Below are 26051 nucleotides of genomic sequence, written 5' to 3' on the forward strand. Positions count from 1 at the left end.
TTTATGAAAAAAGCGTTTATAACTGGTATTACAGGTCAAGATGGTTCTTATCTTGCTGAGTTTCTTGTAGAAAAAGGGTATGAAGTACACGGCTTAATCCGTCGCAGTTCTTCATTTAACACTGAGCGTATTGATCACGTAATTGGAAACAGTGATCATATCCACCTTCACTACGGTGATTTGACGGACTCTTCAAACCTTATCCGTCTTATTCAAGAAATTCAACCAGATGAAATCTATAACTTGGGCGCAATGTCTCACGTAGCGGTATCGTTTGAATCTCCGGAATACGCAGCTGACGTTGATGCGATGGGTACCATCCGTCTTCTTGAGGCAATCCGCATTAACGGTCTTGAGAAGAAAACCCGTTTCTACCAAGCTTCTACTTCTGAGTTGTATGGTGAGGTTCGTGAAACTCCTCAGCGTGAAACGACGCCATTCTATCCCCGCTCTCCGTACGCTGTAGCTAAAATGTACGCGTACTGGATTACGGTAAATTATCGTGAGTCTTACGGTATGTACGCATGTAATGGTATTTTGTTCAACCACGAGTCTCCACGCCGTGGTGAAACCTTTGTAACACGCAAAATTACTCGTTCTATCGCCAATATCTCTCAAGGCCTAGAGTCAGTCCTGGAGTTGGGTAATATGGATGCGCTTCGAGACTGGGGTCACGCCAAAGATTACGTTCGTATGCAGTGGATGATGTTGCAACAAGAAGTTGCAGATGATTTCGTAATTGCAACGGGCAAGCAAATCTCTGTACGTGAGTTTGTTCGTATGTCTGCTAAAGAAGCCGGTATTGAGCTAGAGTTTACTGGTAAAGGTGTGGATGAGATAGCGACTGTTACTGATGTTGATTCTGAAAAAGCGCCTGCAGTAAGTATTGGTGATGTCATTGTTAAGGTGAATCCTAAATTTTTCCGCCCTGCAGAAGTAGAAACATTACTGGGTGACCCAACGAAAGCAAAAGAAAAGTTAGGCTGGGTTCCTGAGATTACCGTTGAAGAGATGTGTTCTGAAATGGTTCAAGCAGATGTAGCAAAAGCAAAACAACACGTTATCTTGAAACAACACGGTTTTGACGTGTCTATTTCAGTGGAAAGCTAATCACTATGACTCAAGTAACTAAGAAACGTGTATTTGTTGCTGGTCATCGTGGGATGGTGGGCTCAGCGATTGTTCGCCAACTAGAAGCGCGCGATGATATTGAATTGGTGACTCGTACTTCAAGTGAGTTGGATTTAACCAATCAAGCAGCGGTAGATGCGTTCTTTAAATCAGAGCACATCGATGAAGTGTATTTAGCAGCAGCCAAGGTGGGTGGCATTCATGCTAATAACACTTACCCTGCTGAGTTTATTTATCAGAACTTGATGATTGAGAGCAATATTATTCATGCTGCGCACAGTAACGATGTACAGCATCTACTGTTCCTAGGGTCGTCGTGCATCTATCCAAAGTTTGCAGAGCAGCCAATGACAGAAAAAGCGTTGCTTACGGGTATTCTAGAAGAAACTAACGAGCCATACGCGATTGCAAAGATTGCAGGTATTAAACTGTGTGAGTCATACAATCGTCAATACGGTCGTGACTACCGAAGCGTGATGCCGACTAACCTGTATGGGTTAAATGATAATTTCCATCCACAGAACTCTCATGTTATTCCGGCGATTATGCGCCGCTTTCATGAAGCAAAGCTTAACGGTGATAAAGAAGTGGTCGTTTGGGGTACAGGCACGCCAATGCGTGAGTTCTTATATGTGGATGATATGGCAGCGGCCAGCATTCATGTAATGGAGCTGGATAAGACCACTTACGAAGCGAACACTGAACCAATGCTTTCGCACATCAATGTCGGTACAGGCATAGATTGTACTATTCGTGAGATGGCAGAGACGATGGCGAAGGTTGTAGGTTTTGAGGGTGAAATTACCTTTGATACAACGAAGCCAGATGGTACGCCTCGCAAGCTGATGGATGTGTCACGATTGGCGAGGCTTGGTTGGAATTACGGTGTTAGCCTAGAGCAAGGTCTTACTACAACGTATGAGTGGTTCTTGGAGAATCAAGAGAGTTGTCGAGGATAGGTTTAGGACCTAGACACTAGGTCCTAGATAATTAAGTACAGTCGTTGTTTTTTAGATGCCCGATAAAAGAACTCGGGCATAATGACGGGCTGCATAATTTGGTAGTCGATAAAGGAACTCGGGCAAGACGGACTACACAATTTTGCAGTCGATAAAAGAGCTCGGGTATGACGCACTATATAATTTGAGGCTCGATAATAGAACTCAGAAAATAGTTAACATTGTCCCGAGTGCTGGCCAATCGCTTCGGAGATGATGCACTTCATTGTAAAAACTTGTTAAATGACTTGGGCATCATTGTCTAAACCGTCGCATTGCATTAATCACCCTTCTTAATAGCAAAACGAAAAATTATAATATTAGCTAGGATCAATCATATGCTTTTACCTGTAATCATGGCTGGCGGCTCGGGTAGCCGTTTGTGGCCTCTTTCTCGAACGTTATACCCAAAGCAATTCATTAGTTTGACTAGTGATAATACTATGCTTCAAGACACCATTAATCGATTGGAAGGTATTGAGCATAAATCGCCTTTCATAATTTGTAATGAAGAACACCGATTTATTGTTGCAGAGCAACTTCGTCAGCAAAACCTTGCACATAGTGGTATCGCATTAGAACCAGTGGGTCGTAATACCGCGCCTGCTATTGCATTGGCGGCGCTGCAAAGTAAGAAAGAAGGTGATGATCCACTGTTTTTAGTATTGGCTGCCGATCACGTGATTCAAGATCAAGAAGCCTTTGTTGAGGCAGTAGAAATTGCGAAGAAACGAGCTATTGAGAATAAATTAGTCACTTTTGGCATAGTTCCGACTGGTCCTGAAACTGGTTATGGGTACATTAAGCAAGGCAAATCCGATAGCGCAGATTCATATCAAGTAGAGCGCTTTGTTGAAAAGCCCGATTTAGCAACGGCCAAAGAATATATTTCAAGCAATGAATATCTTTGGAATAGCGGTATGTTCTTATTCAAAGCCTCTCGTTACTTAGAAGAACTTAAGAAGCATAGACCCGATATCTTGACTGCATGTGAAAAAGCGATAGCGGGTTCAGTTAACGATCTTGATTTTATCCGCCTTGATGAAGAAGCGTTCTTATCTTGCCCTGATGACTCTATAGACTATGCCGTTATGGAAAAGACCGAGGATGCAGTTGTCGTGCCGCTTGACGCTAGCTGGAGCGATGTGGGTTCGTTTAGCTCTCTTTGGGAGGTAGCAGAGAAAGATGTAGCAGGGAATGTGACCCATGGTGACGTGATAACCCAAGGGACACAAAATAGCTTTATTTATTCACAAAGTAAGTTAGTTTCCACTGTTGGAGTAGATGACCTAGTTGTTGTTGAAACTAAAGATGCAGTACTTGTGGCACACAAAGACAAAGTGCAAGACGTAAAGAGCATTGTAAATCAGTTAAAAGCACAAAAACGCAATGAATACCTTCAGCATCGTGAAGTCTACCGCCCTTGGGGATCGCATGATGAAATCGCAAAGGGTGAACGCTTTCATGTGAAGCACCTTGTGGTTAAACCAGGTGAAGCAACGGCCACTCAGTTGCATTATCACCGCGCTGAGCACTGGGTAGTTGTTGAAGGTACTGCGAAAGTACTTAACGGTGAAAAGTCGTATATCTTGAGTGAAAACGAGTCTACTTATGTAGCTATCGGATCGCCACATAAGATAGAGAACCCGGGCAAGATAGATCTTCATTTGATAGAAGTCCGTTCAGGCAATTACTTGGAAGAAGACGATATAGTGCGGTTGGAAGAGTACGGAGTAGGGTATTAAGTGAAAGTATCCATTATTACTGCGACTTATAATAGTGCCAATACCATAGCCGATACACTTCGTTCTTTAGAGGAACAAACCTATCAAGATATTGAGTACATTATTGTCGATGGCGCATCAAAAGACTCTACGTTAGAGGTCATTCAATCTAACGCAACGCGAATCACTAAACTTATCTCAGAGCCAGATAAGGGCATTTATGATGCATTGAATAAAGGTATACAGGCCGCAACAGGTGACATTGTAGGTTTCCTTCATTCTGATGATATGCTGGCTTACCCTGATGCAATCAAGGACTTGGTCAGTACACTGGAGTCTAACAATACTCAAGCTGTATATGCGGACCTAGAGTACGTATCAAAAGATGACACGTCTAAAGTGATCCGCAAGTGGATCTCAGGCTCGTATGCACGAAATAACATCCGTGCAGGGTGGATGCCACCTCACCCGACATTTTTTATGAAGCGAGAATGCTACCTACAATTTGGCCAGTTTGACTTAAGTTTAAAGATAGCGGCGGATTATGATTCAATTTTACGCTACTTGTGGACTCACAACGTTACCGCGTCTTACCTGCCTAAAGTAGTCACAAAAATGCGCGTGGGCGGGGCAAGTAACCGCAGTTTGGCAAATATTATTGAAAAAACGAAAGAAGATATCCAAGCTTTGAAGAACAATCACCTTTTTTGGCCTTCAGCATTGCTGGTTAAAAACGTTTCAAAATTTCCACAGTTTTTTAAGAGGTAAGCATGCTCGTTTCAAAAAATGTTATTGCAGAGTCCGGTATTCAGTTTGGTACAAGCGGAGCGCGTGGTTTAGTAGAGCAATTTACCCCTGAAGCTTGTGCGGCATTTGCTAATGCGTTCATCTCTGGTACTCAAGCTCAATTTGATTTTAAAACGGTAGCGGTGGCTATCGATAATCGCCCTAGTAGCCCTGCTATGGCGCGAGCGACCATTGCTGCGATTGAGGCTATGGGACTCAACGCTATTTACTATGGGGTGATTCCTACGCCTGCGCTAGCGTACTGTGCAATGCAAGACGACATTCCTTGCATCATGATCACAGGCAGTCACATTCCCTTTGATCGCAACGGTATTAAGTTCTATCGCCCAGATGGTGAAATCACCAAGGCTGATGAGCAAGCAATATTAAACGCAGAAGTTGAGTTTGAAGTGCCTGTCGTCAAGCCTCTTCAAACTTCAAGCAGAGCGGCTAAGCAATATGTAAGTCGTTACACTGATTTGTTTGCTGCTAATTTATTGTCAGGTAAACGTATTGGTATTTTTGAGCACTCAAGTGCCGGTCGTGACTTGTACCAAGGCTTGTTCGAAGCACTAGGCGCTGAAGTTATCTCGCTAGAAAGAACAGACGAATTTGTTCCTATTGATACTGAAGCTGTTGCTGAGGCGGATAAGAAGAAAGCAAAATTTTGGTCTGCTGAGCACAATCTAGACTTCATTTTCTCTACCGATGGTGACGGTGACAGACCTTTGGTTTCTGATGAAAACGGCGAATGGCTTCGCGGTGATATTTTAGGCATGCTTTGTGCCAAAGAGATGGGCATTGAAGCATTAGCGATTCCCGTAAGCTGCAACACCATTATTGCGCAGTCAAAGGCATTTAAAACGGTATCTCAAACGAAAATTGGCTCTCCTTATGTGATTGCAGAGTTTGCTGCGCTTTCAAAAGACTATTCTCGCATTGCGGGCTTTGAGGCGAACGGCGGATTTTTGCTGGGTAGTGATATTGAGGTCAATGGTCAAACGTTAAAAGCACTGCCAACGCGTGATGCTGTTTTACCTGCTTTGATGTTGTTATCAGCTGCCAAAGATACGAGTATCACTCATTTAGTCAACGAGTTGCCACAACGTTTTAGCCATAGTGACCGAATTCAAAACTTTGCCACTGAAAAAAGCTTAGGAATTTTGGAAAAAGGTAACGCAAATCCGCAACACTTGATTGAGCAACTCGGTTTTAAAGAGACGGTAATCTCGGTAAATATTACCGACGGTTTACGAATGACCCTTAGCAGTGGTGACATCGTTCACTTACGTCCGTCAGGCAATGCGCCTGAGCTACGTTGTTATGCAGAAGCGGATAACATGGTTCACGCACAATCTATTGTCGATTCGGTATTAAACAAAGTTCAGTCGTTATAATTTTTTAAATTACGATAATAAAAACAATGATATATAAATTAAATAACGTCGTTCAAAATTATGCTTGGGGAAGCATGAGCTCCCTCAATCACTTATTTGGGATCGAGAATCCAAAAGATGAGCCCCAAGCTGAGCTCTGGATGGGCGCTCACCCGAACGGCTGTTCCATGATAGAGGGGCTGAATTTATCGTTGGCTGACTATCTAAAGTTGCACGGCACTCACGCGTTGGGCAGTTATACGGTGAACCGTTATGGCGAGCTGCCCTATTTGTTCAAGGTGCTAGCTGCACAAACCCCACTTTCTATTCAAGTTCATCCAAACAAGCGTAACTCCGAGATAGGATTTGCGCGTGAGAACCAGTCAAATATTGAGCTAACAGCCGCAAACCGCAATTACAAAGACTCTAATCATAAACCAGAGCTTGTGTATGCGATTACGTTGTACAAAGCTATGAATGGTTTTAGACCCATTGAAGAGATCATAGCGCTTTTCAAAGAGGTTAACATTACAGCACTTGCCGATGATGTAGCTGCGTTTGAGCATTCTCCCAATGCGCAAGGGCTAAAGGTATTCTTTAGAACACTATTAACGCTTTCTGGAGATAAACAGGTTGAAACGCATAATGCGCTCAGCCAATGCTACGATCTAGAGTCCGTTTCTGATAGTGCGAAGCAGGCCCTTCAGTACAGTCAAAATTTTGCTGAGCACTATTTAGGTGACAATGGGCTGCTTGCGCCTTTGTTCTTGAATATTGTTGAGCTTAAACCCGGCGAGGCGATGTTCTTGCACGCTGAAACGCCTCATGCCTATGTGCAAGGGACAGCGCTCGAGATCATGGCAAGTTCGGATAACGTTTTACGAGCAGGACTTACGCCTAAACACATTGCTGTGGATGAATTAGTGGCGAATACCCGCTTTGAATCTATCTCACCAGAGGCAATATTGACAACGCCTCTTCAGCGAGAGGGGCACCTTCATTTTCCGGTGCCAGTCGATGATTTCAGCTTCGATGTGATAACCGCGTCGAATGAAGAAAAAACGGTATTTACAAGAAGCGCAGAGATAGTTTTTTGTATTGAAGGCAATATTGAAGTCTCAACCGTTGAAACGACCATCACTCTTGCTGCTGGGCAATCGGCTTTCATACCGTATGACTCTAAACGTTACAGCATACTAGGGCAGGGACGTTTGGCAAGAGCCTGCAATTAAAGAAGAAAGCTATGCCATTGGATCATTGAATTCAATGATCCAATGGCACTGCAAATTTTAATTTGTATCTGCTGTGTGGCATTAGTCAATGTCACTACCAATTGTTTAAAGGCAATGTTCTCATGAAATTAGCATTAGAAACGTTTAAAACCGTGGTGGCCTCTGCGCCCCTAGTCTCTATCGACCTCATTATTAAAAATACGCATGGGGAGGTACTTCTTGGTGAGCGCACTAATCGCCCAGCACAAGGTTACTGGTTTGTGCCAGGAGGCCGTATTCTTAAAGATGAAAGTTTTGAAACTGCGTTTGCGCGTTTAACCTCAGTTGAACTAGGGCAGGAATATGAACTTCAAGCCGCGAGGTTTTTAGGCCCATACCAACACTTTTACAACGATAATTTCTCTGGCAAGGACTTTAGCACCCATTACGTGGTTTTAGGGTATGAGCTTGTCGTCGACATTGATATCAAAGATTTACCGGATGACCAACACGGTGCGTATCAATGGTGGAGTGTAAATGATCTCCTTGACACCGACAGGGTTCATCAGCACACCAAAGACTATTTTCTCTGATTGAGTGGTATATACATCTGCATAGTTAGGCCTATTGGGGAGATCTTTTTTGATCCTTTTTTCTTCTGTGAAAATAATCAGTTAAGAAGCAGACTGTCTCAGGGTGAGACGGTGCTGATCCTTAAACTGACACAAAAAGGCTCTCCAATGGGTGTTTTACGGTGTTAAAACGGCGCTTATTTTTAGCATCAAAATATCTTTGTGAGTTGATGCGGAAGCACGTCATGGAGTGAGGTGCTGATGCTTTTGGCTAAGTAGACAAGCAGGGCGAGGCGTTTGAGGGATCTTTGTAACACTCGCAGCCCATGACGGTTTTTTGCATGATACAGGGTGAACTTTTTTGTCGGGATGTTTGTCAGAAGTGCGTCAAATTGCCTTTAAAAACTGAACGTCTAACGCTCAAAGAAGCCGGCTTCTCAGCGGTCACTATTTTCAACCCTCGTAACGACACCTTAACGCCACATTCTTAATCCCCCAAATGGGGGCATAAATAAATTTTAAAATTACAACAATTCGCTAGGTAACATCACTTATGATCAAACATTGTTTATTTCCTGCCGCAGGCTATGGCACGCGTTTTCTACCGGCTACTAAATCCATGCCAAAAGAAATGATGCCCATCGTCAATAAACCCTTGATTGAATATGGCGTTGATGAGGCTATCCAAGCAGGCATGACCAGCATGGCTGTGGTCACAGGACGTGGCAAAAGCTCACTGATGGATCATTTTGATATGAACTATGAGTTGGAGCATCAAATTGAAGGGACCAATAAAGAGCCTTTGCTGGATGACATTCGCTCGCTGATAGACTCCGCTCAGTACTCCTTTATTCGCCAGCGTGAAATGAAGGGCTTAGGTCATGCGATTTACACTGGTAAAGAGCTGATTGGGGATAACCCATTTGCTGTGGTCCTTGCTGACGATTTGTGTATTAACGCCGATAAAGGCGTGCTTGCACAGATGGCGGCATTGTATCGTCAGTTCCGCTGTTCGATTGTGGCGGTGGAAGAAGTACCCGAAAGTGAAACCCACAAATACGGCGTTATTGCCGGTGAGCATTTAAGCGATGATTTGATTCGCATTACCGATATGGTCGAAAAGCCAGAGCAGGGCACAGCGCCAAGCAATCTTGCTATCATTGGTCGTTATATCTTAACGCCGGATATCTTTGAAATTTTGGAAGGCACTGAGCCTGGTAAAGGTGGTGAAATTCAAATTACCGATGCCCTGCTTGAACAAGCGAAAAGCGGCTGCGTGATTGCCTACAAATTCAAAGGCAAGCGTTTTGATTGTGGTAGTGTCGATGGTTATATTGAAGCTACGAACTACTGCTATAAAAACGTGTATTTGAAAGGCGAGAAAGCGGAAATGGATAAGGATTCGACTGAGAAGTTGTAATTCGACATATGGCTGTAATGGTCGAGGGTTATACTGGTTGGTTTGGTAGATCCCCGATAGAAGCGCTCGGGGATGACTGTGTTACGAAGCATTTGGGGATGACGATGTTACGAAACACTCGGCGAATGTTTCTTAAGCACTCGGTGATGACGGAGTTGGTCATGGTGACGGGGTGTTTGGGGTAGCGGAGTCTACTTTGGATGATCAGTTGGTTCGTAGACACTCCAATTTCAAATAACAAATATTATTTATAATCGGTTGGCTAGGCCGATAAGTAAATGCTCTTTCAGGCTCAAAGCTCAAAGCTCAAATAATTATCATTATTTTATAGGCTCAAATCATGTCAGTGTTTGACTACTTTATTGAACTGTCGATGTTCTTCTTTTTATCGTTGGCGGTATTGTACTGCATGCGAAAAGTGGGTTACGCGGTAGGGTTGGTGGATAAACCTAATGCACGTAAATTGCATCAAGGCAGTGTCCCTCTGGTCGGCGGTATATCGATCTGTATTACGGTGTTGTATTTCATCTATGTAAATTCTGACGATATGATGCATTCCGAATGGTTTGCGGCGTGTCTGACGATTTTGGTTTTAATCGGTATTGCTGATGATCGTTTTGATATCAGTTATAAATTGCGAATGGGCGTTCAGGCTGTACTGACGCTTGTCATGATTTATCAGACGGGCTTGACCCTCAGCCATATAGGTAACGCGCTTGGCTTTGGCGTGTGGGCTTTCCCCCCTTATGTCGACATTATCGTCACGCTGTTTGCGGTGATTGGTGCAATCAATGCATTTAATATGGTCGATGGCATTGATGGCTTGCTCGGTGGCTTAACCATGGTGGTGTTTACCTCGCTGGGCGTGGTGTTTTATGCACACGATATTACTCGCTCAGCCTATTTTTGTGCTGTGTTTGTCGTCATCATAATTCCTTTTGTTTTATTCAATCTGGGTTACTTTGGCAAAGTTAGAAAAGTGTTCATGGGTGATGCTGGCAGTATGATGATTGGGTTTGTGGTCATCTGGATATTGATTGGTGGCACGCAAGGCCTTCACGATCACTTCGTTATAAGGCCTGTGACTGCGCTATGGATAATTGCCGTTCCACTGATTGATATGATGACCATTATGGTTCGCCGTATTCGTAAAGGGCATTCCCCTTTCCAGCCTGATCGTGAACACTTTCATCATATTATGCAACGTATTGGCTTCAGCCCAAGGCAGTCGCTTGTGGTGATTTGCAGTGTACAAATGCTCTACTCAACGGTGGGTTTGCTTGGCGAATATTTCGCAATCCCTGAATATATTATGTTCTACACCATTGTTGCTTGTTTCTTGTTCCATACGTATTGGATGACGCATTCATTTAAGATGGCAAAAGCCGTGCGTAAGTGGAAGAAGCAAAGTGAAACTGCGGTTGAAGTGCAGTCTTAATTTTACTCATCGTTTTGGTTAAAAAAGCTCAGTACAACGTTTACATATCGATGTGACTTGTTGTCTGAAGTAATTATAAAATTCTAAATATTAAAGTTGGATTAATTATGAAAATTGCTATAGCAGGAACTGGCTATGTCGGCCTGTCTAATGCAGTGCTTCTATCACAGCACCATGAAGTTGTTGCGGTGGATATTATTGAAGAAAAAGTTAACCTTCTCAATAATAAACAGTCTCCAATTGTAGACGCAGAAATTGAAAGTTTTCTAGCAACTAAAGAACTTAATTTTACAGCGACATTGGACAAAGAGTTGGCTTATGCTGACGCAGAGTACGTCATTATTGCTACTCCGACCGATTATGACGTTGAAACCAACTACTTCAATACATCGTCAGTGGAGGCGGTGATCAAAGACGTCATGTGCATTAACCCAAATGCAGTGATGGTGATCAAATCAACGGTCCCAGTTGGCTACACTGCTCGTATTAAAGAAGAGTTTGGTTGTGAAAATCTAATGTTCTCACCAGAGTTTTTACGTGAAGGCCGTGCTCTATATGATAACTTGCATCCATCTCGTATCATCGTGGGTGAGTGTTCAGAGCGTGCCAAGATATTCGCCAACTTGCTTGTTGAAGGTGCGGTCAAAGAAGACATTGATGTGCTGTTTACCGACTCTACAGAAGCGGAAGCGGTTAAGCTGTTCTCTAATACTTACCTGGCACTTCGCGTGGCGTATTTCAATGAGTTAGATTCTTATGCAGAGGCCCATGGACTAGATGCTCGCCAAATCATACAAGGGGTGGGGTTAGACCCTCGTATAGGCAACCACTATAACAACCCATCGTTTGGCTATGGCGGTTACTGCTTACCAAAAGATACTAAACAGCTTCGAGCAAACTACGCCGATGTGCCGAATAACATCATCGGCGCAATCGTTGATGCCAACACAACTCGTAAAGACTTTATTGCAGATTCAATCCTTAAGCGTAACCCAGAGCGTGTCGGTATCTACCGTCTGATCATGAAATCAGGTTCAGATAACTTCCGCGCGTCTTCTATACAAGGGATCATGAAACGACTGAAAGCTAAGGGTATAGAGGTTGTCGTGTACGAACCAGTTCTTGATGAGCCTGAGTTCTTTCATTCAGCAGTCATCAAAGACCTTAGTGAGTTCAAGGCAATGTCTGATGTTATTGTGTCAAACCGTATGGTTGAAGAGCTTGCAGACGTAGAGAGCAAGGTATACACACGCGATTTATTCGGTTCAGATTAAGAGATAAATATGAAGTATTTAGTAACTGGTGCCGCCGGCTTTATTGGTAGTGCTGTTGTTGAGCAACTTACCACAAAAGGTCACACCGTTGTTGGTATAGACAACATTAATGACTATTACGATGTAAACCTTAAGCTAGCGCGCTTAGAGCGAATTAAGCACCCTGGCTTTAAATTAATTGAGCTTGATATCGCTGACCGCGAGTCTATTGCTGAATTGTTTGAAACAGAGCAATTTGATCAAGTCATTCACCTTGCAGCCCAAGCCGGTGTGCGTTACTCGATTCAAAATCCTCATGCGTATGCAGATTCTAACCTAGTTGGGCATTTGAACATTCTTGAAGGCTGTCGCCACAACAAGGTTCAGCACTTAGTGTACGCGTCATCAAGCAGTGTGTATGGCCTGAATGCGAAAACGCCTTTTGCAACGTCTGATTCAGTGGATCACCCAGTCTCACTGTACGCCGCAACTAAGAAGTCTAATGAGCTAATGGCCCACAGCTATTCGCATCTTTATGACATCCCTACAACGGGTCTTCGTTTCTTCACCGTGTATGGTTCATGGGGCCGCCCTGATATGGCTCCTTTCATCTTCACCAAGAAGATTTTGGACGGTGATACTATCGATATTAACAACAATGGCGACATGTGGCGTGACTTTACCCACGTAGACGATATTGTTGAAGGGATAGTGCGTATTGCAGATGTGGTCCCTACTCGTGATAACGAATGGACGGTAGAAGCAGGATCACCTGCCACCAGCTCTGCACCTTACTCGGTGTATAATATTGGCCACGGTTCACCGATCAAGCTGATGGATTTTGTGAAGGCCATTGAAGACGAGCTAGGCGTTGAAGCGAAGAAAAACTTCCGTGAAATGCAGCCTGGTGATGTTTACCAAACTTATGCTGACACACAAGACTTGTTTGCAGCTACGGGCTACACACCAAAAGTAACGGTTAAAGAAGGCGTCGCTGAATTTATTCAATGGTACCGCGAGTTTTACAATAAGTAAATTTCTATAGGGGCGTACTGAAAGTGCGCCTCTAGGAAATACCTGCATTTATAAAAATAACAAATTCTTATATCTATAGTGTCTTATTTCAATTTTGATATTGAGACACTTTGTTTTGGTATTTTCAATACTATCCGCAATATTTTATATACGTCAGTAAGAAATACATAAGAACTAAAATAATGATTAAACACTGCTTATTCCCCGCAGCCGGTTATGGCACTCGCTTTTTACCCGCAACTAAATCCATGCCAAAAGAAATGATGCCTATCGTTAACATATAAACAGGACACCCATATATTTGACACTCTCGCAATCCCCAACTAGGCTTACTTTATCTGTTTAGATTTTGTTCACCTTGGTGGTTAGGATGACTCAAGCTCGCTCAACTCAAGTATCCCTTCAAGACACGGCGCATTATCACTGTATTTCACGGTGTGTGCGCCGTGCTTTTTTGTGTGGTGAAGACCATTATTCAGGGCAAAACTTTGAGCACCGCCGAGTTTGGTTGGTCGAACGCATGCGCTTGCTAAGTCAGGTGTTTGCCATTGATGTGTGCGCGTATGCCATTATGTCCAATCATTACCACTTAGTGCTGCATGTGAATACGGCTACCGCCGAGTCTTGGAGTCACCAAGAGGTTGCGCAGCGTTGGACGACGTTATACAAAGCACCTTTGTTGGTCAGCCGTTGGCTTGATGGTGATTTAAAATCTAAGGCAGAAATCAACAACACTCTGGCGCTTATTGACGAATGGCGTGAGCGCTTAACCAATATCTCTTGGTTTATGCGTAACCTCAATGAGTATGTTGCCCGTGAAGCCAATAAAGAAGAGGGCTGCAAAGGTCGCTTCTGGGAAGGGCGGTTTAAATCTCAAGCCTTACTCGATGAAAAGGCTCTACTTAGCTGTATGGCATATGTGGATTTAAATCCCGTTCGGGCTGACATGGCTCAATCGCTTGAAGCTTCCGAGTTTACTTCTATCTATGAACGTATTCATTCAGTAGCGAGTCGGCAAGATAAAGGCAATGGTGAGATTGCCTCTTTGCCAGCAAAAGGCTTGGCTGGTTTTTTAGGAAATGAACGACAAATGCAGCCATCGGCTTGTTCCCAAATAGGTGGAATAGAGTTTTCGTTGTTGGATTATTTAGCGCTAGTAGAAGCATTAGGCCAAGTGGTTCGGCCAAACAAGCGTGGTTATATTCCGCCCTGTGATAATACGATTCTTGAACGGCTCAATATGAATGCCGAAGAGTGGCTGAAGCTTTCAGAAAGCTTTGGGGGCAAATTTCGCTGTGCTGTTGGGTCTGCTAAAGAACTGGAAAGTTATGCGCTACACACCAAAAGGGCTTGGGTATCAGGTAAAGCGTCAATGAGTGCCTGTAATTTCTAGAGTGTTCAGTGGTTGTATTTTTATACCAGGGCAAGATCATGAAAACCCCTTGTAGAATAAGGCTTGACCGAGAGCACGATTTCTACCAATTTCTACATTGAAGCCACATAAATTGCAATAAAATATCGATCGATTTGACGATCAATATTAGCTGTGATCATATACTGACTTTTACTGAATCGAAGTCAGAACAATGAACGGATTAAGCCTTTTGGATCATATTTCAGTTATCAAAGACCCACGTCAATCATGGAAAGTAGAACATAAGCTTACTGATATTGTTTTTCTTACCGTAGCGGCAGTCATAGCAGGTTCGGAAGGTTGGGAAAGCATCCAAGATTTTGGAGAGGATAACCTTGATTGGCTTAAACAATATGGTGACTTTGAAAACGGAATTCCTGTCCATGATACGATAGCGAGAGTCATCAATTTGATCACACCAAAGCGCCTACAGTCCTGCTTTTCTGCATGGATGAAAGACTGTCATGATGTGACTCAAGGTGATGTGATAGCGATTGATGGTAAGACGTTGCGAGGCACTTATGACAAGGATAAACGTAAAGCAGCGATCCACATGGTCAGTGCGTTTAGTGCTGCGAATCAACTAGTACTGGGTCAGGTGAAAACTGCTGAAAAATCTAATGAGAGTGTGCCGTGGGCACTGAACCCTGTTTACTAAGGAAGGCAAACAGGAGGATGAGCGTAAGCTCATGAAGAGATGGAGGTAGGCCCTCCAGAGTCTGCTGTCGGAAGCCGGCTCTAAACCACTTTCAAGTGGCTGTTATTAAGAGTAATGGTCAGAAGCGTTGAAAGAAAATCAGAATAAGAATTCTGGCGAGGTAGGGTGCAAGGAGATGAGTAAACCCGAACCCATGTGGACGCGTCGTTAATTTAAAGTAGCATCAAAACTGAAATCGTCTTGTTATTTCAGGATAAGTACACCGGTGAATTCCGAATGCTGGGTGTGCGATGCTCGGCGTAAAGTGGGCATGACCTTGTACTAGGCTCTTTGTGGGAACCACGGGAACCAGTCATCACGATGTTAAGGAAGAAATATAAATGACAAAATTCATGAATATGAGAGTACCGATGCGTGATACTGGGGCGGAGCAATTCGTAGTAGTTTTGAAGGGCTTGTAATGAGCGTGGAGCGAAGGGATTGCGTCAAGTCGGTTGAAACGACGACTCAACTGCCGACAGGCAGGAGGAGGTCGCACGGACAACCAAAACCTTTTGAAATATCCAAATGGGATGTAAAGACGGCTTTCGAAAAGGTAAAAGCTAATAAAGGCGGAGCCGGAGTCGATGGAGTAACGATAGAGGATTTTGAAAAAGACCTTAAAAACAACCTTTACAAGATATGGAACAGAATGTCATCGGGAGCCTACTTTCCCCCGCCCGTTGCTGCGGTAAGTATACCGAAGAAGTCAGGTGGTGAAAGAATACTAGGCATCCCAACGGTCAGTGACCGTGTGGCACAGACGGTGGTAAGAGACAAGCTTGAAATTATGCTCGAGCATCACTTCCTAGAGGATTCTTATGGCTATCGAGTGGGTAAATCTGCTCATGATGCGATAGAGGTGACGAGAAGACGGTGCTGGCAGTACGATTGGGTACTGGAGTTTGATATCAAAGGTCTCTTTGACAACATACGTCATGATTTGTTGATGAAAGCGGTTAGGAAGCATATTCAGCTTGCTGAAGAAAGTCAGGGCCGAGATTATCAATGGATGATTTTGTACATAGAAAGGTGGTTAGTTGCACCGTTGCAGAAAGCTGATGGGACGAAAACGAACAGAGAAATAGGCACGCCACAAGGTGGTGTAGTGAGTCCAGTACTTGCTAACTTATTCCTTCACTATGTTTTCGATAAATGGCTGGAAAAGAATTATCCAGACAACCCATGGTGTCGCTACGCAGATGATGGACTTGTTCACGCAAGAACAAGGCTGAAAGCAGAGAAGTTGAGAGATGACCTAGCGAAACGCTTTAAGGAGTGTGGACTGGAAATGCACCCAATCAAGACGAAGATTGTTTATTGCAAAGATGATATCAGACGAGGGTCAGGTCATCATATAGAGCATACGAAATTTGATTTTCTTGGGTATACGTTCAGAGCCAGAACAAATAAGTGTAAACGGACGGGGGGACTCTACAACCGGTTTTTGCCTGCTGTCAGTATGACAGCTAAGAAAGCCATGCGTAGGAAAGTTAAAGAGCTAAAAGTACGTCAGAAATCACAGTACAGTTTAGAGCAACTCAGCAGGTGGCTAAGTCCGATGCTAAATGGTTGGATAAACTATTACGGGAAGTTCAGGCGAAGTGAATTAGACTCGGTATTCAGACACTTCAATAAGACTTTAGTACGTTGGGCGAGAAGGAAATTCAAATCGCTTAAATGTCATAAAGGAAGAGCGATAGCTTTCTTTGATAGGCTATCGGTTCAATGTCCTAGATTGTTTCCACACTGGAAATTTGGATCATCAAGAAGTTTTGCTTGATGGGAGCCGTATGAGCTGAGAGGTTCACGTACGGTTCTGCGAGAGGCTATCGGGGAGGTTCCGGTGGCCTACTCACCTCAAAGCTATCCCAGAGTTATTAAAACTCCTCGAAATCCGTGGATGCCTTGTTACCATTGATGCGATGGGGTGTCAGAGAGAGATTGCAAAGCAAATCGTAAAAAAAGATGCAGACTATCTTCTTGCGGTTAAAGGCAATCAGGAGCGGCTGGAACAAGCCATAAGCCAAACGTTCAACTCAGGCATGATAAACGACTATGACGGCGATAAATACTGCATTCAAGAGCAAGGACACGGTCGAACAGAGACACGTTTGGCCATGGTCAGCCATGATACGGGTCTACTGGGGGATATTGCCTTTGATTGGCCTAAACTAAAAACTATCGGTATGGTAGCGTCAATTAGGCAAGAGGGTGACAAACCTGCGGAGTCATTGAGCATTCGTTACTATATCAGTTCAGCAGAATTAGATTCTAAAGAGTTGCTGGAAAAGTCTCGAGCGCACTGGAGTATTGAAGTTCAAATGCACTGGCGGTTGGATGTCGGTATGAATGAAGATAAGTGCCGAATTCAGCGAGAGTTTGCAGGTGAGAATTTGGCAGTGATCCGCCATATGGCATTAAACATGCTGACAAATGAAAAAACGTTTAAGGCAGGGCTAGAAAGAAAGCAGCGAAAGGCCAACCGAAATTCGAGCTATTTATCGTTAGTCCTTGCAGGGCAAGGGCTTTCGTAATCTTGCCCTGATTTTTATACATTGTGAAATGAAGCACTTATTACATCATCATTTGACGGTATGATTTTATTATTTTTCGGTTAGCTTCTTTTTATTAAAGCGAATGGGAGTTCGTTATCGAGCATAGTATTATTTCTATCTCCAAGCTTCATTGCTTTCCTCTAGTGCCAAATAACGCACGTCTACACAAGCGGCTGTACTACCTTGCCGAGCAGGCTTCCTCTCCGTTTATTCCTTTATTATTGGATAGCCTGATACCGATAAAAACCATTCGGTGTAGAAAAAAGCTCTATCCTATTGAATGGGTTGATGAAATTATGTGGCTACAGGAGTGCTGCCCGGAGTTGGACGTTGATGTTATCATCCTTCAATCGACGAACAACGTTGACGTTGTCAAAAAGGCGCTCCATCAACGGCGATATCTGCGATACCTTGATGATGTCTCATCCAAAGATTTGTATGGGCTTGAACAAATCTGGCAATCGACGTCTTCTTATTCCCCTTTGCTTTCCCAAAAAGATTATACAGCCATGCTTGGCTGCAATCGTTCTTCACTAAATCGCCACTATTCCTCGTTACTCTCCTCTCAAGAGACATCGCCAAAACAATGTACTGTCTCTATACCCGATAGTACAAACCGCCATTTTTCATGGGAACAACACACCGAGCATATCCCTTCTGTTCAATCGTCTGATATTAGCAGCGATGACTAGGGGGTGTTATGTGGTTTTTAAGTGATTCACTTTCCCTAGCTCCTGAAGATGTTCTTGAATGCGGGATTTATGCGTTCTTACTTGGCGATGAGCCTACTCAAATTTTCACTAATGATCCCGTCTCCGAGCCGTCTTTTTTTGACTTATCTTTGCCTCAGCGACAACAAACTTGTCGCCATTTATGGCAACTCTGCGCTTTGCCCCCTGACATTGTTTATCCACAATCAACCATCCACATATTGCAGCAATGGCTTGAGGTTCACCAAGCGTTAACCGCGCCTGTTAATCAATGGCAACGCAATGCGTTGAATCATCTAGAGTTAGCCATCAAGGCGATCGCTCTCAATGCATCGCAAAGCGATGAGCTGCGGATCCCTGAGGAGTTGGATCGCTTCAAGCTTCGTTCAATGCTGACTTTTTATCCCACCTATGTCACGCTGCTTTTTATTGAATCGATAGTCGATAAGATACACGCTAATCACTGGCTGTGGTTTTTTGCACGACTGCAAGAGGCGGTGGGGACGCTAACGTATGAGGTTTGCTTGAGCTTTGACCGAGTCCGGCGTGACTATGGACATTGCCCAATTTGCTTGACGACTTTAAAAGATGCCACGCTGACGGAGCTCTATCTTTTATGCCAGCAGCAGGTTGGTTTGGCCCCTCTCGCCCCTTATTTCAGTTCGGCAAAAAGAGCTCAGAGATCTTCACGGCTGAAGACCTACCCGTTTAAAAGTGATAATGCACACCAGGAGACGATGTTTATTGGTGATGAGTTGAAGGTCAACCTTATCACGCCGACGGATCGTGAAGGTGAAACGCAGTCTTCTTTTATGGAAGCCTTTATGCCGGTGCTTGAAGCCGATAATGTCGTTGAGCCGTTACTCACCTCAAACGAAGAGCGTCCCCGCGCCGATCAGCCCGATTCCACATACGGTTTGCTTCGTCAGCCTGAGCTCACTCATCAGCAGGCTCGGCAAAAATTTTTACGGCAAAAAGTCGGTATGTCTCAAGCCATTGCTAGGGCCAATCGAGCGCATCCAATGAGTAACGACGTCTTATCGCCTTCTGAGCTTGCGATCTGGTTCCAGTTCCATTGTCCGGCTCTAGCAGAGCAAGATTTATTGGGCATCCCCGCGAAGGAGCGGAGCCATTGGTTTTTACTGTTTTTGCGAATGTTTTGTGGCACCCTTAATCTTCAGCAGCCTCTGCTTAACCTCGGTAGTCGCAGGGCAAAATCGCCGCCCGCTCCGTGTCTTGTGTATGAGCTCGATCGCCGAGATGCATGCCATGCAACGTTGATATTAGATACGGATTTATTTGAAGGAGCAAAACCTCCACAGGGAAGTAAGCAGTACTTCACCTCACAAAAAAGCACTGAAGTGACGCTTCCTTGGCCAATGCAGTCACTTTTGAATCTCATTTTAAGAGCGGTGCCTGCGCATCAGCGTCATTTGGTGAGTCTTGAACAAGGTCTGCTTCTTACTTCTCGCGAGCATCAAACGTGGCTAACAGAGAAAATCGCGCAAAGTCGTCATCATTTTTCTTTCAAAGTGACACCCGCGCGATTAACGCAGGTATTTCATCGTTACAGCTCGCAGCGAATGCCGTCGGTGAGTGCCGATTTCCTTGCAGGTAAAGGCAGCGTGCAGATGCACTATGCGAATTTAGAAGGCGCCGCGATGACGGCATCAACACACCAACATTGGAATGCCTTTTTATCGGCGATGAATATCCAACCTCAGCAAGGTTGGTATAGCGAAACCACGAGTGCGTCCATCAGTGGGGAAACTTATCATGAGCAATGTGGCAGTGCCATTACGTTAAGAGAGTCACTATTGCCAGGCGCCTTTGAGGCGCTATTAAAGCCTTTATTTCACCAAGATATCGGTCTGGCTGCTTCTTTATCTGTTGAAAGCAGTGAGCGTTTAGCGCTTTACCTGCATATACGAACGGCTGTTGAGTTGGGGTTGCGGCCCGTGTCTTCGCCTTATCCAGCCGATCAAGATTGTGCGTGGGAAGCGGGAGTTTGGTCGCTGCAAGACAAGCGCGTTCATCATAAAGAAGCGCGCAGATTGGTGACACCGTCTTATGAGTTAGCGTCATTATTACAGCGCTATCAAGCTTATGCCTGCACCATGAGCCCGCAATATTTTGTTCAATCGAGACCTGTATTAAGTGTATTTGATGGCCAAGATTGGCAGCCCTTATCGCCAGCGATGATTAAAGATTTACTGGCGCGCTACCTAGACCGATTGGAAGTCGGCTGTTTTCGTCATAACGCTGCGCACCAAGTGTTGCTTGAGGCTTTTAAAGCCCATCCTAGCTTTGTTCAAAGTGAGTTAAATATGCGGATGAATCACTTTAAACGGGGGCAGAACCCACTGTCGCAGTATGCCTTATGCTCTATCCGTCAGATGGCTGAGGTTCAACAATCGCTTCAAGAAAGGATTGCTCAGTCGGCTTATCATCCTTCTATGTCATCGCTTTGGCGATCGATTGCGCATTGGGATGCGAAAGTTGAAACGCTGCTTCAATCATGGTCGTTAAAAGGAGTGGGGCAATGACTAAAACGCTTGATGACTGGATAGTTGAGTGTGAACAGCGGCTTGCACTCCAACCCAAGGCGATCCGAGAGGCGATAGAGCCGGTGTTTTTTCGTCTCCAAACGGAGGTGCCAGCGCTGCTTGGCTCATCCAAGCTCAGCTCCAAAAACGCGATCAGTAAAGCGGTCAAACCCATTTCGTTGTTGGCGCAAACCCAAGCGGAGCTTACTGTCACCGCGAGCGCTTTTGAGCTGATTTATGACTACCATTACGATCTCAATTCTGAGCTGATTGCCCCAACGTCTATTTTGCCTCTGCAGCCAGAGCGGCCATTGATCGATGATGCGACGCCTTCGTTAGGTATTATTGAGTCTTTACGGTGTGGCCTCTATGCGGCTTGTCCTTATAGTCAAGGGACCAAGCACGAGACGGATGCACGGTATCTGGCCGCGATAGGTCAGGCCGTCTTACTGATAGGGTTTCGTGCGGGGTTAACTCGTATGACAGAGCTGCTGGCGCTATTGAATGTAGACGAAAGCGAGTGGGTGACGCTGTCGTGTGAGAGTCACTCATTTGAAGAGGCGCCTGTTCAATATGGTTCATTTCAACGTTGTACATCCACCGATAGCCGACCTTCTGATGAATTTTGGGTGACTGCTTATTTACCGGCGCTGCATCGCCGCGTGTATCTGAGGCAGGAGGCGATACTGGCTCTGCATCGAGCTCGGGCGCAAGTGCAAGCGTGGCCACCTCGCCAGCGTCAAAAGCAGGTAAGGTTGGCCGTGTTGGCGTGGCGAGATCATTGGAGCACTGAAGTGAGTGGTCATCTGCGTCAGGCCATTGCCTCATTGTCTGCTTCCGAGCTGCTGCGATATATCGGTTTTTTGGATAATAGCGTAGGCGTTGAACACTTATGGTCACAAAATAGCGCCCTCGATCATGCGACGTTTATACGAAGCTTTATTGGCACTTGCATCGATTCAGGCACCCCCGTCTCTGCGCGAAATCGCACCGCCAAAAATGGGCAGTCCATTGTGTGGCAATCGAATACGCAATCTGTAGAGACGATACAACAAGCAAAGGCGGTATCGCGTTATGTCAGGCAGATCTTATCTCATTACCAATTAGAAGATAAAAAAGAGCATCGCTCCGGCTGCGCCTATCAGCAGGCTAAGCATGCATTTGACATGATACTGCAAGAGCCGACTGCGTGGGCCGTGGCATTGTGCAACCAGTGGATTGCCTCTCTTTTTATCTATGGCTCCGCTTGGAAAGAGAAATTAGCCGTGGGGACGCTGCTGACGTATCACTCGACTGTGCAGCGTTTTGTTGCCGCGGCGTGGCAGGGTATCGATATTATGACCGTGTCAGAGCATGAATTTGAAGCGTGCTGCCAGGTGGGGTTGGATCAATTTGAGAATGCTGAGGAGCAATATACGGTTGCGCGATTTTTGCGATTTTGTCAGCAGTACTCCCATTTTCCTTTGATAGACTTAGATATCTTTGATGTAGTGTCTTCACAAGGTGTGGTGCGAGCGCATTATGTCCCACCCGCGATGTTTGATGAGATTTGTGAGAAGTTTGGTGAGCAAGGGGGCGCTTATGAGCGGAAAATTATCGTGTTTATGCAGCTTTGCTATTACATGGGACTGCGTGAAGATGAAGCGCTGTCACTGAAGCTGCGCGATATCGATTTTAATACCGGCTTTTTGTATATCACCAACGACAAAAAGCGCAAGACAGCCCATGCGGTGCGAAAAATTCCTCTGACGTTGGTGCCGACATTCATCGTCACGCAGTGGGTAGGGTACATTGATGAGCAGCACGCCTTATTGGGGGGTACCGCCTATGAGCAACGGCCGCTGTTTTCTCATTGGGCATTTTCAGCCCTAGAGTCACAGTTTATTGACTTTGCTCGACGCTACTTAAAAGACGGTGCCATCGTGACTCACTCCTTTCGTCACTGCGCCGCGAACAATTGGGTCTGTTTGCTTGCGATGTTAGCCTTCCGAGGTAGGGCGTGGCCTGCGGTGTATTTTATGCAGCACGTGTTATTTTCGAAAGCTCAGTTAGAGGCACTCAGCGCTGCGTTCGATTTACATGGTCAGCATCTGACACCGCACTTTTTTATTTTAGATTGGGTCGCAGAAAAGCTTGGTCATGCTTCGCCTGCGACTGCGTGGAGCACCTATTGGCATTGGGTCGACTGGGTGTCATTGATAGTGACTTATCATTCTTATGAGGTAAAAAAATCACAGGTTCGATTTTGGACATCGGAGTCCAACTATGGTTTTGAGCGTCAAAAGCAGCTTTTTCAAAAGCCCAATGACCGCTCGCAAGCCGGGAGCTTAGCTACTTGGGCGCTGCGCGACTGGATCATTCGTGACTGGAAACTCGCTCAGCATCATCATGTTGACACCCAGAATCGCAAACGCTCTCGCCTCGATGAAGACAAATCGGCGGTGGACTTGTCACCTCTCAGCTTTTCGCGTTTTGTGGTTGAGCTAGAAAAATTGATGGTAGGAGGGGGGGAGACGTTATGCTCTGCCGAGTTGGTTCAGTGGCTAGCGCAATCGAAAGCGGCGCCTTTGCGTTTTCGTATCGAGCCAAATCAAGAGCATGCCTGGCTTAGATTATGCTTGCAGGCTGATAAGTGGCGCACGTATCCTCGTAAAAGGTTGCGTAGAATGCATGCGCACTTGAAAAAAGCACAGGCGTTACTGACACGTAAAAGCATCACTCGTTATCGTGACTTGCAATGCCTATTGTCTGTGTATGGTTATTTTAACTTGCAGCCTCTAACGATAAAGGTTCAAGCACGTGACGACTCGAGCAGTGCAGCGCATTGGCAACAGCTGATTGAGCGAACCGGTGCGCACTGTGTGAGAGAAGCAAGTATGAGTAAAACAGAGGCTTTCACTAGGCCTTACCGCTTACAGTGGACGTTGTGGTCACAAATTGGGTCGATTATCGCGCTTTTGAGCGATTATTTGGACTGGTATCAGTGGGCAGAGTCACAAGCCGCGGATTGTGCATCAAAGATGGATAGTGAATGAGCGATAAGAGATTTAAGAGTGTGTTACTTGAGGCGAATGTTCGACTGAACTTTCTTCAATTTATCGTCAAGGTTGGGATCGCGAGTGATCATGAGCACAGTGATTTTTTGGTGGATATCGATATTGCGACGAAGCGGTTGACGATTCGGAGTCATGTCGCGGCCCATAGCGGTATCGTTGCCTATTATGAGTGGCCAATTCGCCATACGAACCTGACGGCTCCTTGTTGCCTCACATTACCCGCGCAGGGGTTGGTGAATATATTAATGCGTTTCGACCGTCATGATCCGGTTTGGCTTGTCATTGAAAGTGATAGAGAAGTGCACTGGGCGGCGTATCAAGAAGAGGCTACACCGCAACTTGAGTTTTTTGACGATGCACACAGTGAGCCGATGTTTGAGCGATCCCATGAGATCACGTATGGCATGCAAGTGAAAGCGGATGCGCCTTTCTCGCAATACCATCTTCCTGCTGTGGCGCCGATCATCTCTTTTCAGGTGGTGGCGATAGAGCTGGCACAATTGTTTAAGCTCATAAATCAACTGACTCAGGAGAACAATGCGAACGCTTCCAAAGAGGTGATCCTGATCCTTGAGCTTCGAGAGTCGGCGCCGCCCGTTTTGACCGTGTACGCGATGAAGCATACGTGGTCTTGCGCCCTTGAAGTGCCTGTGTTGATCGAACGCCCTGAACCGGTCGGTTTTTACGAAGCACGACTGAGTATCCGTCATGCCAGTCACCTTGCTGGCTTATTGAGTGTGATTGCCGAGCAGGTGATCGTGACGCTGACCCATACTCACCTCATTTTTCAAAAGCGTGGTTGGCAATGCTCGTTCACTCTCGCGGCTTCACCCTCATGGGATGGACAAACGTTTATGTCGAACTGGTTAAATTTACCCAAAGCGCAATGCTACCCACTCAAAACAGAGAAGCTGTCTCGATTGGTTCGTCAGCTTAATATTGCGAATGATGAAAAGCGCGCGCGCCTAGTTGTGGCAAGGCAACCTAATGAGTCTGGGTATCATTTTAGTGTTAACCAAGATCGCGTTTCAGCGGATCTGGATTTGGAATTGGATACGTCTTTTTATCCCTTATCTTTCCCGATGTCATTAAGCTTATGGAGTTTTAATACGCTGCTTGAGTCTCTAGGTGATGAAGTCTATTGGTATGTGTGTCCAGAGAGAATGGCAGTATTGATCGCTGATCTTCAGTGCCGGCGACATGTGGTGCTGCTGGCTAAGTCTGAAGGTGAGCCACTTCGATGACGGTTTCATCGCCAGCCTGTCACAGCCATCCTTTTGTCATATTTTGGGACAGAATATTTTAGAAATGCTGCCTGAATTTTTCAGCAATCAAGCCCAAATTATGCATGATGGTTCTATTGCGAGCTTGCTCATGAGCATCAGGTGCCAAAATCGCGATTAACAGGAAACAGTTAGGTTCATTCCAGCCTTGGCAATACACTAAGTGCTTATCACTTGTTTGGTAAAATTGGATAGAACTTAAGAATGGAGCATCATTAGCAGCCAAGTGAATGTGCTTTACTTCTTCTGACTTTAGGATTGGTAATGTATTGGGATGATCATAAGCTTCATCACGACCAAAGAAATCTGGCTTTTCACCCGTCTCCTTATAGCACCTAAAATCTTTAGTCAAAGAATGAAGCTCACTTTCAGTCAGTGCATCAATTAAGATCTTATGCTTAAAAACTCGAATATCTAATGACGTTCTCACTCTTGAAACTCACCCAAAGTCTTCTCATCAAGTTCTGTTAACGCTTGAGCGTTCAGGTGAGTAATGACCTCTAAGCGAGCACTCATTGGTCTAAATGATGAAACAGAGCCAGCATTCTTATCCTCTAAAGCTTTTATCAGCCCTTCAAAAAAAGAGGCGCTCATCATATAACCAGCCGGTTCATTGTTCGACAAAATCACGACAGGATCCCCAGATAAGCAATCTTTAAAGTGCTTTCTAGCTTCGCTTGATGACACGGCTTTTTCAGCATAAATGGTACTTGTTTTCATAATACCCTCGAGTACTTAATTATGTACTTAATATTGTATGTCTGTATTGTGTGTTTGTACAGAATCTAGTGGAGTGAAATGTATCTGTCTGAACATGATGCTTGCGCAATCTCGCTCCTTTCG

The 26051-nt window shown here is 44.9% G+C and carries 19 protein-coding genes and 3 pseudogenes; 20 read left to right on the forward strand and 2 right to left on the reverse strand.

Annotated elements, in window-relative coordinates:
- Positions 1-3 precede the first annotated feature (3 nt).
- The 20 genes and pseudogenes from gmd (at position 4) to R8N49_RS09960 (ending at position 25169) form a co-directional block, all read left to right on the forward strand.
- Positions 4-1110, forward strand: coding sequence for a GDP-mannose 4,6-dehydratase (gene gmd, locus R8N49_RS09865; RefSeq protein ID WP_318189941.1), 1107 nt, complete (start codon positions 4-6; stop codon positions 1108-1110).
- A 5-nt stretch (positions 1111-1115) separates the two neighbouring features.
- The gene (gene fcl / locus R8N49_RS09870; RefSeq protein WP_318189942.1) at positions 1116-2090 is read left to right on the forward strand and encodes a GDP-L-fucose synthase; all 975 of its coding nucleotides are present in this window, start codon (positions 1116-1118) and stop codon (positions 2088-2090) included.
- Positions 2091-2467: 377 nt separating this feature from the next.
- Positions 2468-3874, forward strand: a complete 1407-nt coding sequence (locus tag R8N49_RS09875) for a mannose-1-phosphate guanylyltransferase/mannose-6-phosphate isomerase (protein WP_318189943.1) — start codon at positions 2468-2470, stop codon at positions 3872-3874.
- Entirely contained in the window at positions 3875-4621 is a 747-nt protein-coding gene (locus tag R8N49_RS09880) for a glycosyltransferase family 2 protein (RefSeq protein ID WP_318189944.1), read from the forward strand. It begins immediately after the preceding gene.
- A 2-nt stretch (positions 4622-4623) separates the two neighbouring features.
- Positions 4624-6036: a phosphomannomutase gene (locus R8N49_RS09885; protein WP_318189945.1), complete on the forward strand. Its 1413-nt coding sequence runs from the start codon at positions 4624-4626 to the stop codon at positions 6034-6036.
- A gap of 26 nt (positions 6037-6062) precedes the next feature.
- On the forward strand, positions 6063-7247 hold the full coding sequence (gene manA, locus R8N49_RS09890) for a mannose-6-phosphate isomerase, class I (protein WP_318189946.1): 1185 nt from the start codon (positions 6063-6065) through the stop codon (positions 7245-7247).
- 122 nt (positions 7248-7369) lie between these two features.
- Entirely contained in the window at positions 7370-7819 is a 450-nt protein-coding gene (locus tag R8N49_RS09895; RefSeq protein ID WP_318189947.1) for a GDP-mannose mannosyl hydrolase, read from the forward strand.
- Between the two features lie 532 nt (positions 7820-8351).
- A complete protein-coding gene (gene galU / locus R8N49_RS09900; RefSeq protein WP_318189948.1) occupies positions 8352-9218 on the forward strand; it encodes a UTP--glucose-1-phosphate uridylyltransferase GalU in 867 nt (288 codons plus the stop codon).
- A 340-nt stretch (positions 9219-9558) separates the two neighbouring features.
- On the forward strand, positions 9559-10656 hold the full coding sequence (gene wecA / locus R8N49_RS09905) for a UDP-N-acetylglucosamine--undecaprenyl-phosphate N-acetylglucosaminephosphotransferase (RefSeq protein ID WP_318189949.1): 1098 nt from the start codon (positions 9559-9561) through the stop codon (positions 10654-10656).
- 107 nt (positions 10657-10763) lie between these two features.
- Positions 10764-11930, forward strand: coding sequence for a nucleotide sugar dehydrogenase (locus R8N49_RS09910; protein ID WP_318189950.1), 1167 nt, complete (start codon positions 10764-10766; stop codon positions 11928-11930).
- Between the two features lie 9 nt (positions 11931-11939).
- A complete protein-coding gene (locus tag R8N49_RS09915) occupies positions 11940-12944 on the forward strand; it encodes an NAD-dependent epimerase (RefSeq protein WP_318189951.1) in 1005 nt (334 codons plus the stop codon).
- Between the two features lie 182 nt (positions 12945-13126).
- Positions 13127-13222: pseudogene (locus tag R8N49_RS09920) on the forward strand (UTP--glucose-1-phosphate uridylyltransferase); the annotation flags it as partial.
- Between the two features lie 92 nt (positions 13223-13314).
- Positions 13315-14337 (forward strand): transposase, encoded by a 1023-nt coding sequence (locus tag R8N49_RS09925; RefSeq protein ID WP_248426947.1) that lies wholly within the window; start codon positions 13315-13317, stop codon positions 14335-14337.
- A gap of 193 nt (positions 14338-14530) precedes the next feature.
- A pseudogene (locus R8N49_RS09930) lies at positions 14531-15004 on the forward strand (ISAs1 family transposase); the annotation flags it as partial.
- A 472-nt stretch (positions 15005-15476) separates the two neighbouring features.
- Entirely contained in the window at positions 15477-16838 is a 1362-nt protein-coding gene (gene ltrA / locus R8N49_RS09935) for a group II intron reverse transcriptase/maturase (protein ID WP_318189952.1), read from the forward strand.
- 76 nt (positions 16839-16914) lie between these two features.
- Positions 16915-17592: pseudogene (locus R8N49_RS09940) on the forward strand (ISAs1 family transposase); the annotation flags it as partial.
- Between the two features lie 164 nt (positions 17593-17756).
- Positions 17757-18305, forward strand: a complete 549-nt coding sequence (locus R8N49_RS09945; RefSeq protein WP_318189953.1) for a hypothetical protein — start codon at positions 17757-17759, stop codon at positions 18303-18305.
- 8 nt (positions 18306-18313) lie between these two features.
- Complete coding sequence (locus tag R8N49_RS09950) at positions 18314-20869, forward strand: hypothetical protein (RefSeq protein ID WP_318189954.1); 2556 nt, start codon at positions 18314-18316, stop codon at positions 20867-20869.
- Positions 20866-23904 carry a site-specific integrase gene (locus R8N49_RS09955; RefSeq protein WP_318189955.1) on the forward strand — a complete coding sequence of 1013 codons (3039 nt, stop codon included), beginning with the start codon at positions 20866-20868 and terminating at the stop codon, positions 23902-23904. Before R8N49_RS09950 ends, R8N49_RS09955 begins: the two co-directional genes overlap by 4 nt.
- Positions 23901-25169 (forward strand): hypothetical protein, encoded by a 1269-nt coding sequence (locus R8N49_RS09960; protein WP_237309416.1) that lies wholly within the window; start codon positions 23901-23903, stop codon positions 25167-25169. The genes R8N49_RS09955 and R8N49_RS09960 overlap by 4 nt, the downstream gene beginning before the upstream one ends.
- A 58-nt stretch (positions 25170-25227) precedes the next feature.
- Here R8N49_RS09960 and R8N49_RS09965 read toward each other — a convergent pair whose 3' ends face one another.
- The gene (locus tag R8N49_RS09965; RefSeq protein ID WP_237309414.1) at positions 25228-25638 is read right to left on the reverse strand and encodes a type II toxin-antitoxin system YafO family toxin; all 411 of its coding nucleotides are present in this window, start codon (positions 25636-25638) and stop codon (positions 25228-25230) included.
- Positions 25635-25928, reverse strand: coding sequence for a hypothetical protein (locus R8N49_RS09970; RefSeq protein WP_237309413.1), 294 nt, complete (start codon positions 25926-25928; stop codon positions 25635-25637). Before R8N49_RS09970 ends, R8N49_RS09965 begins: the two co-directional genes overlap by 4 nt.
- Between the last annotated feature and the right edge of the window lie 123 nt (positions 25929-26051).

The organism is Vibrio sp. 1978 (assembly GCF_033344345.1).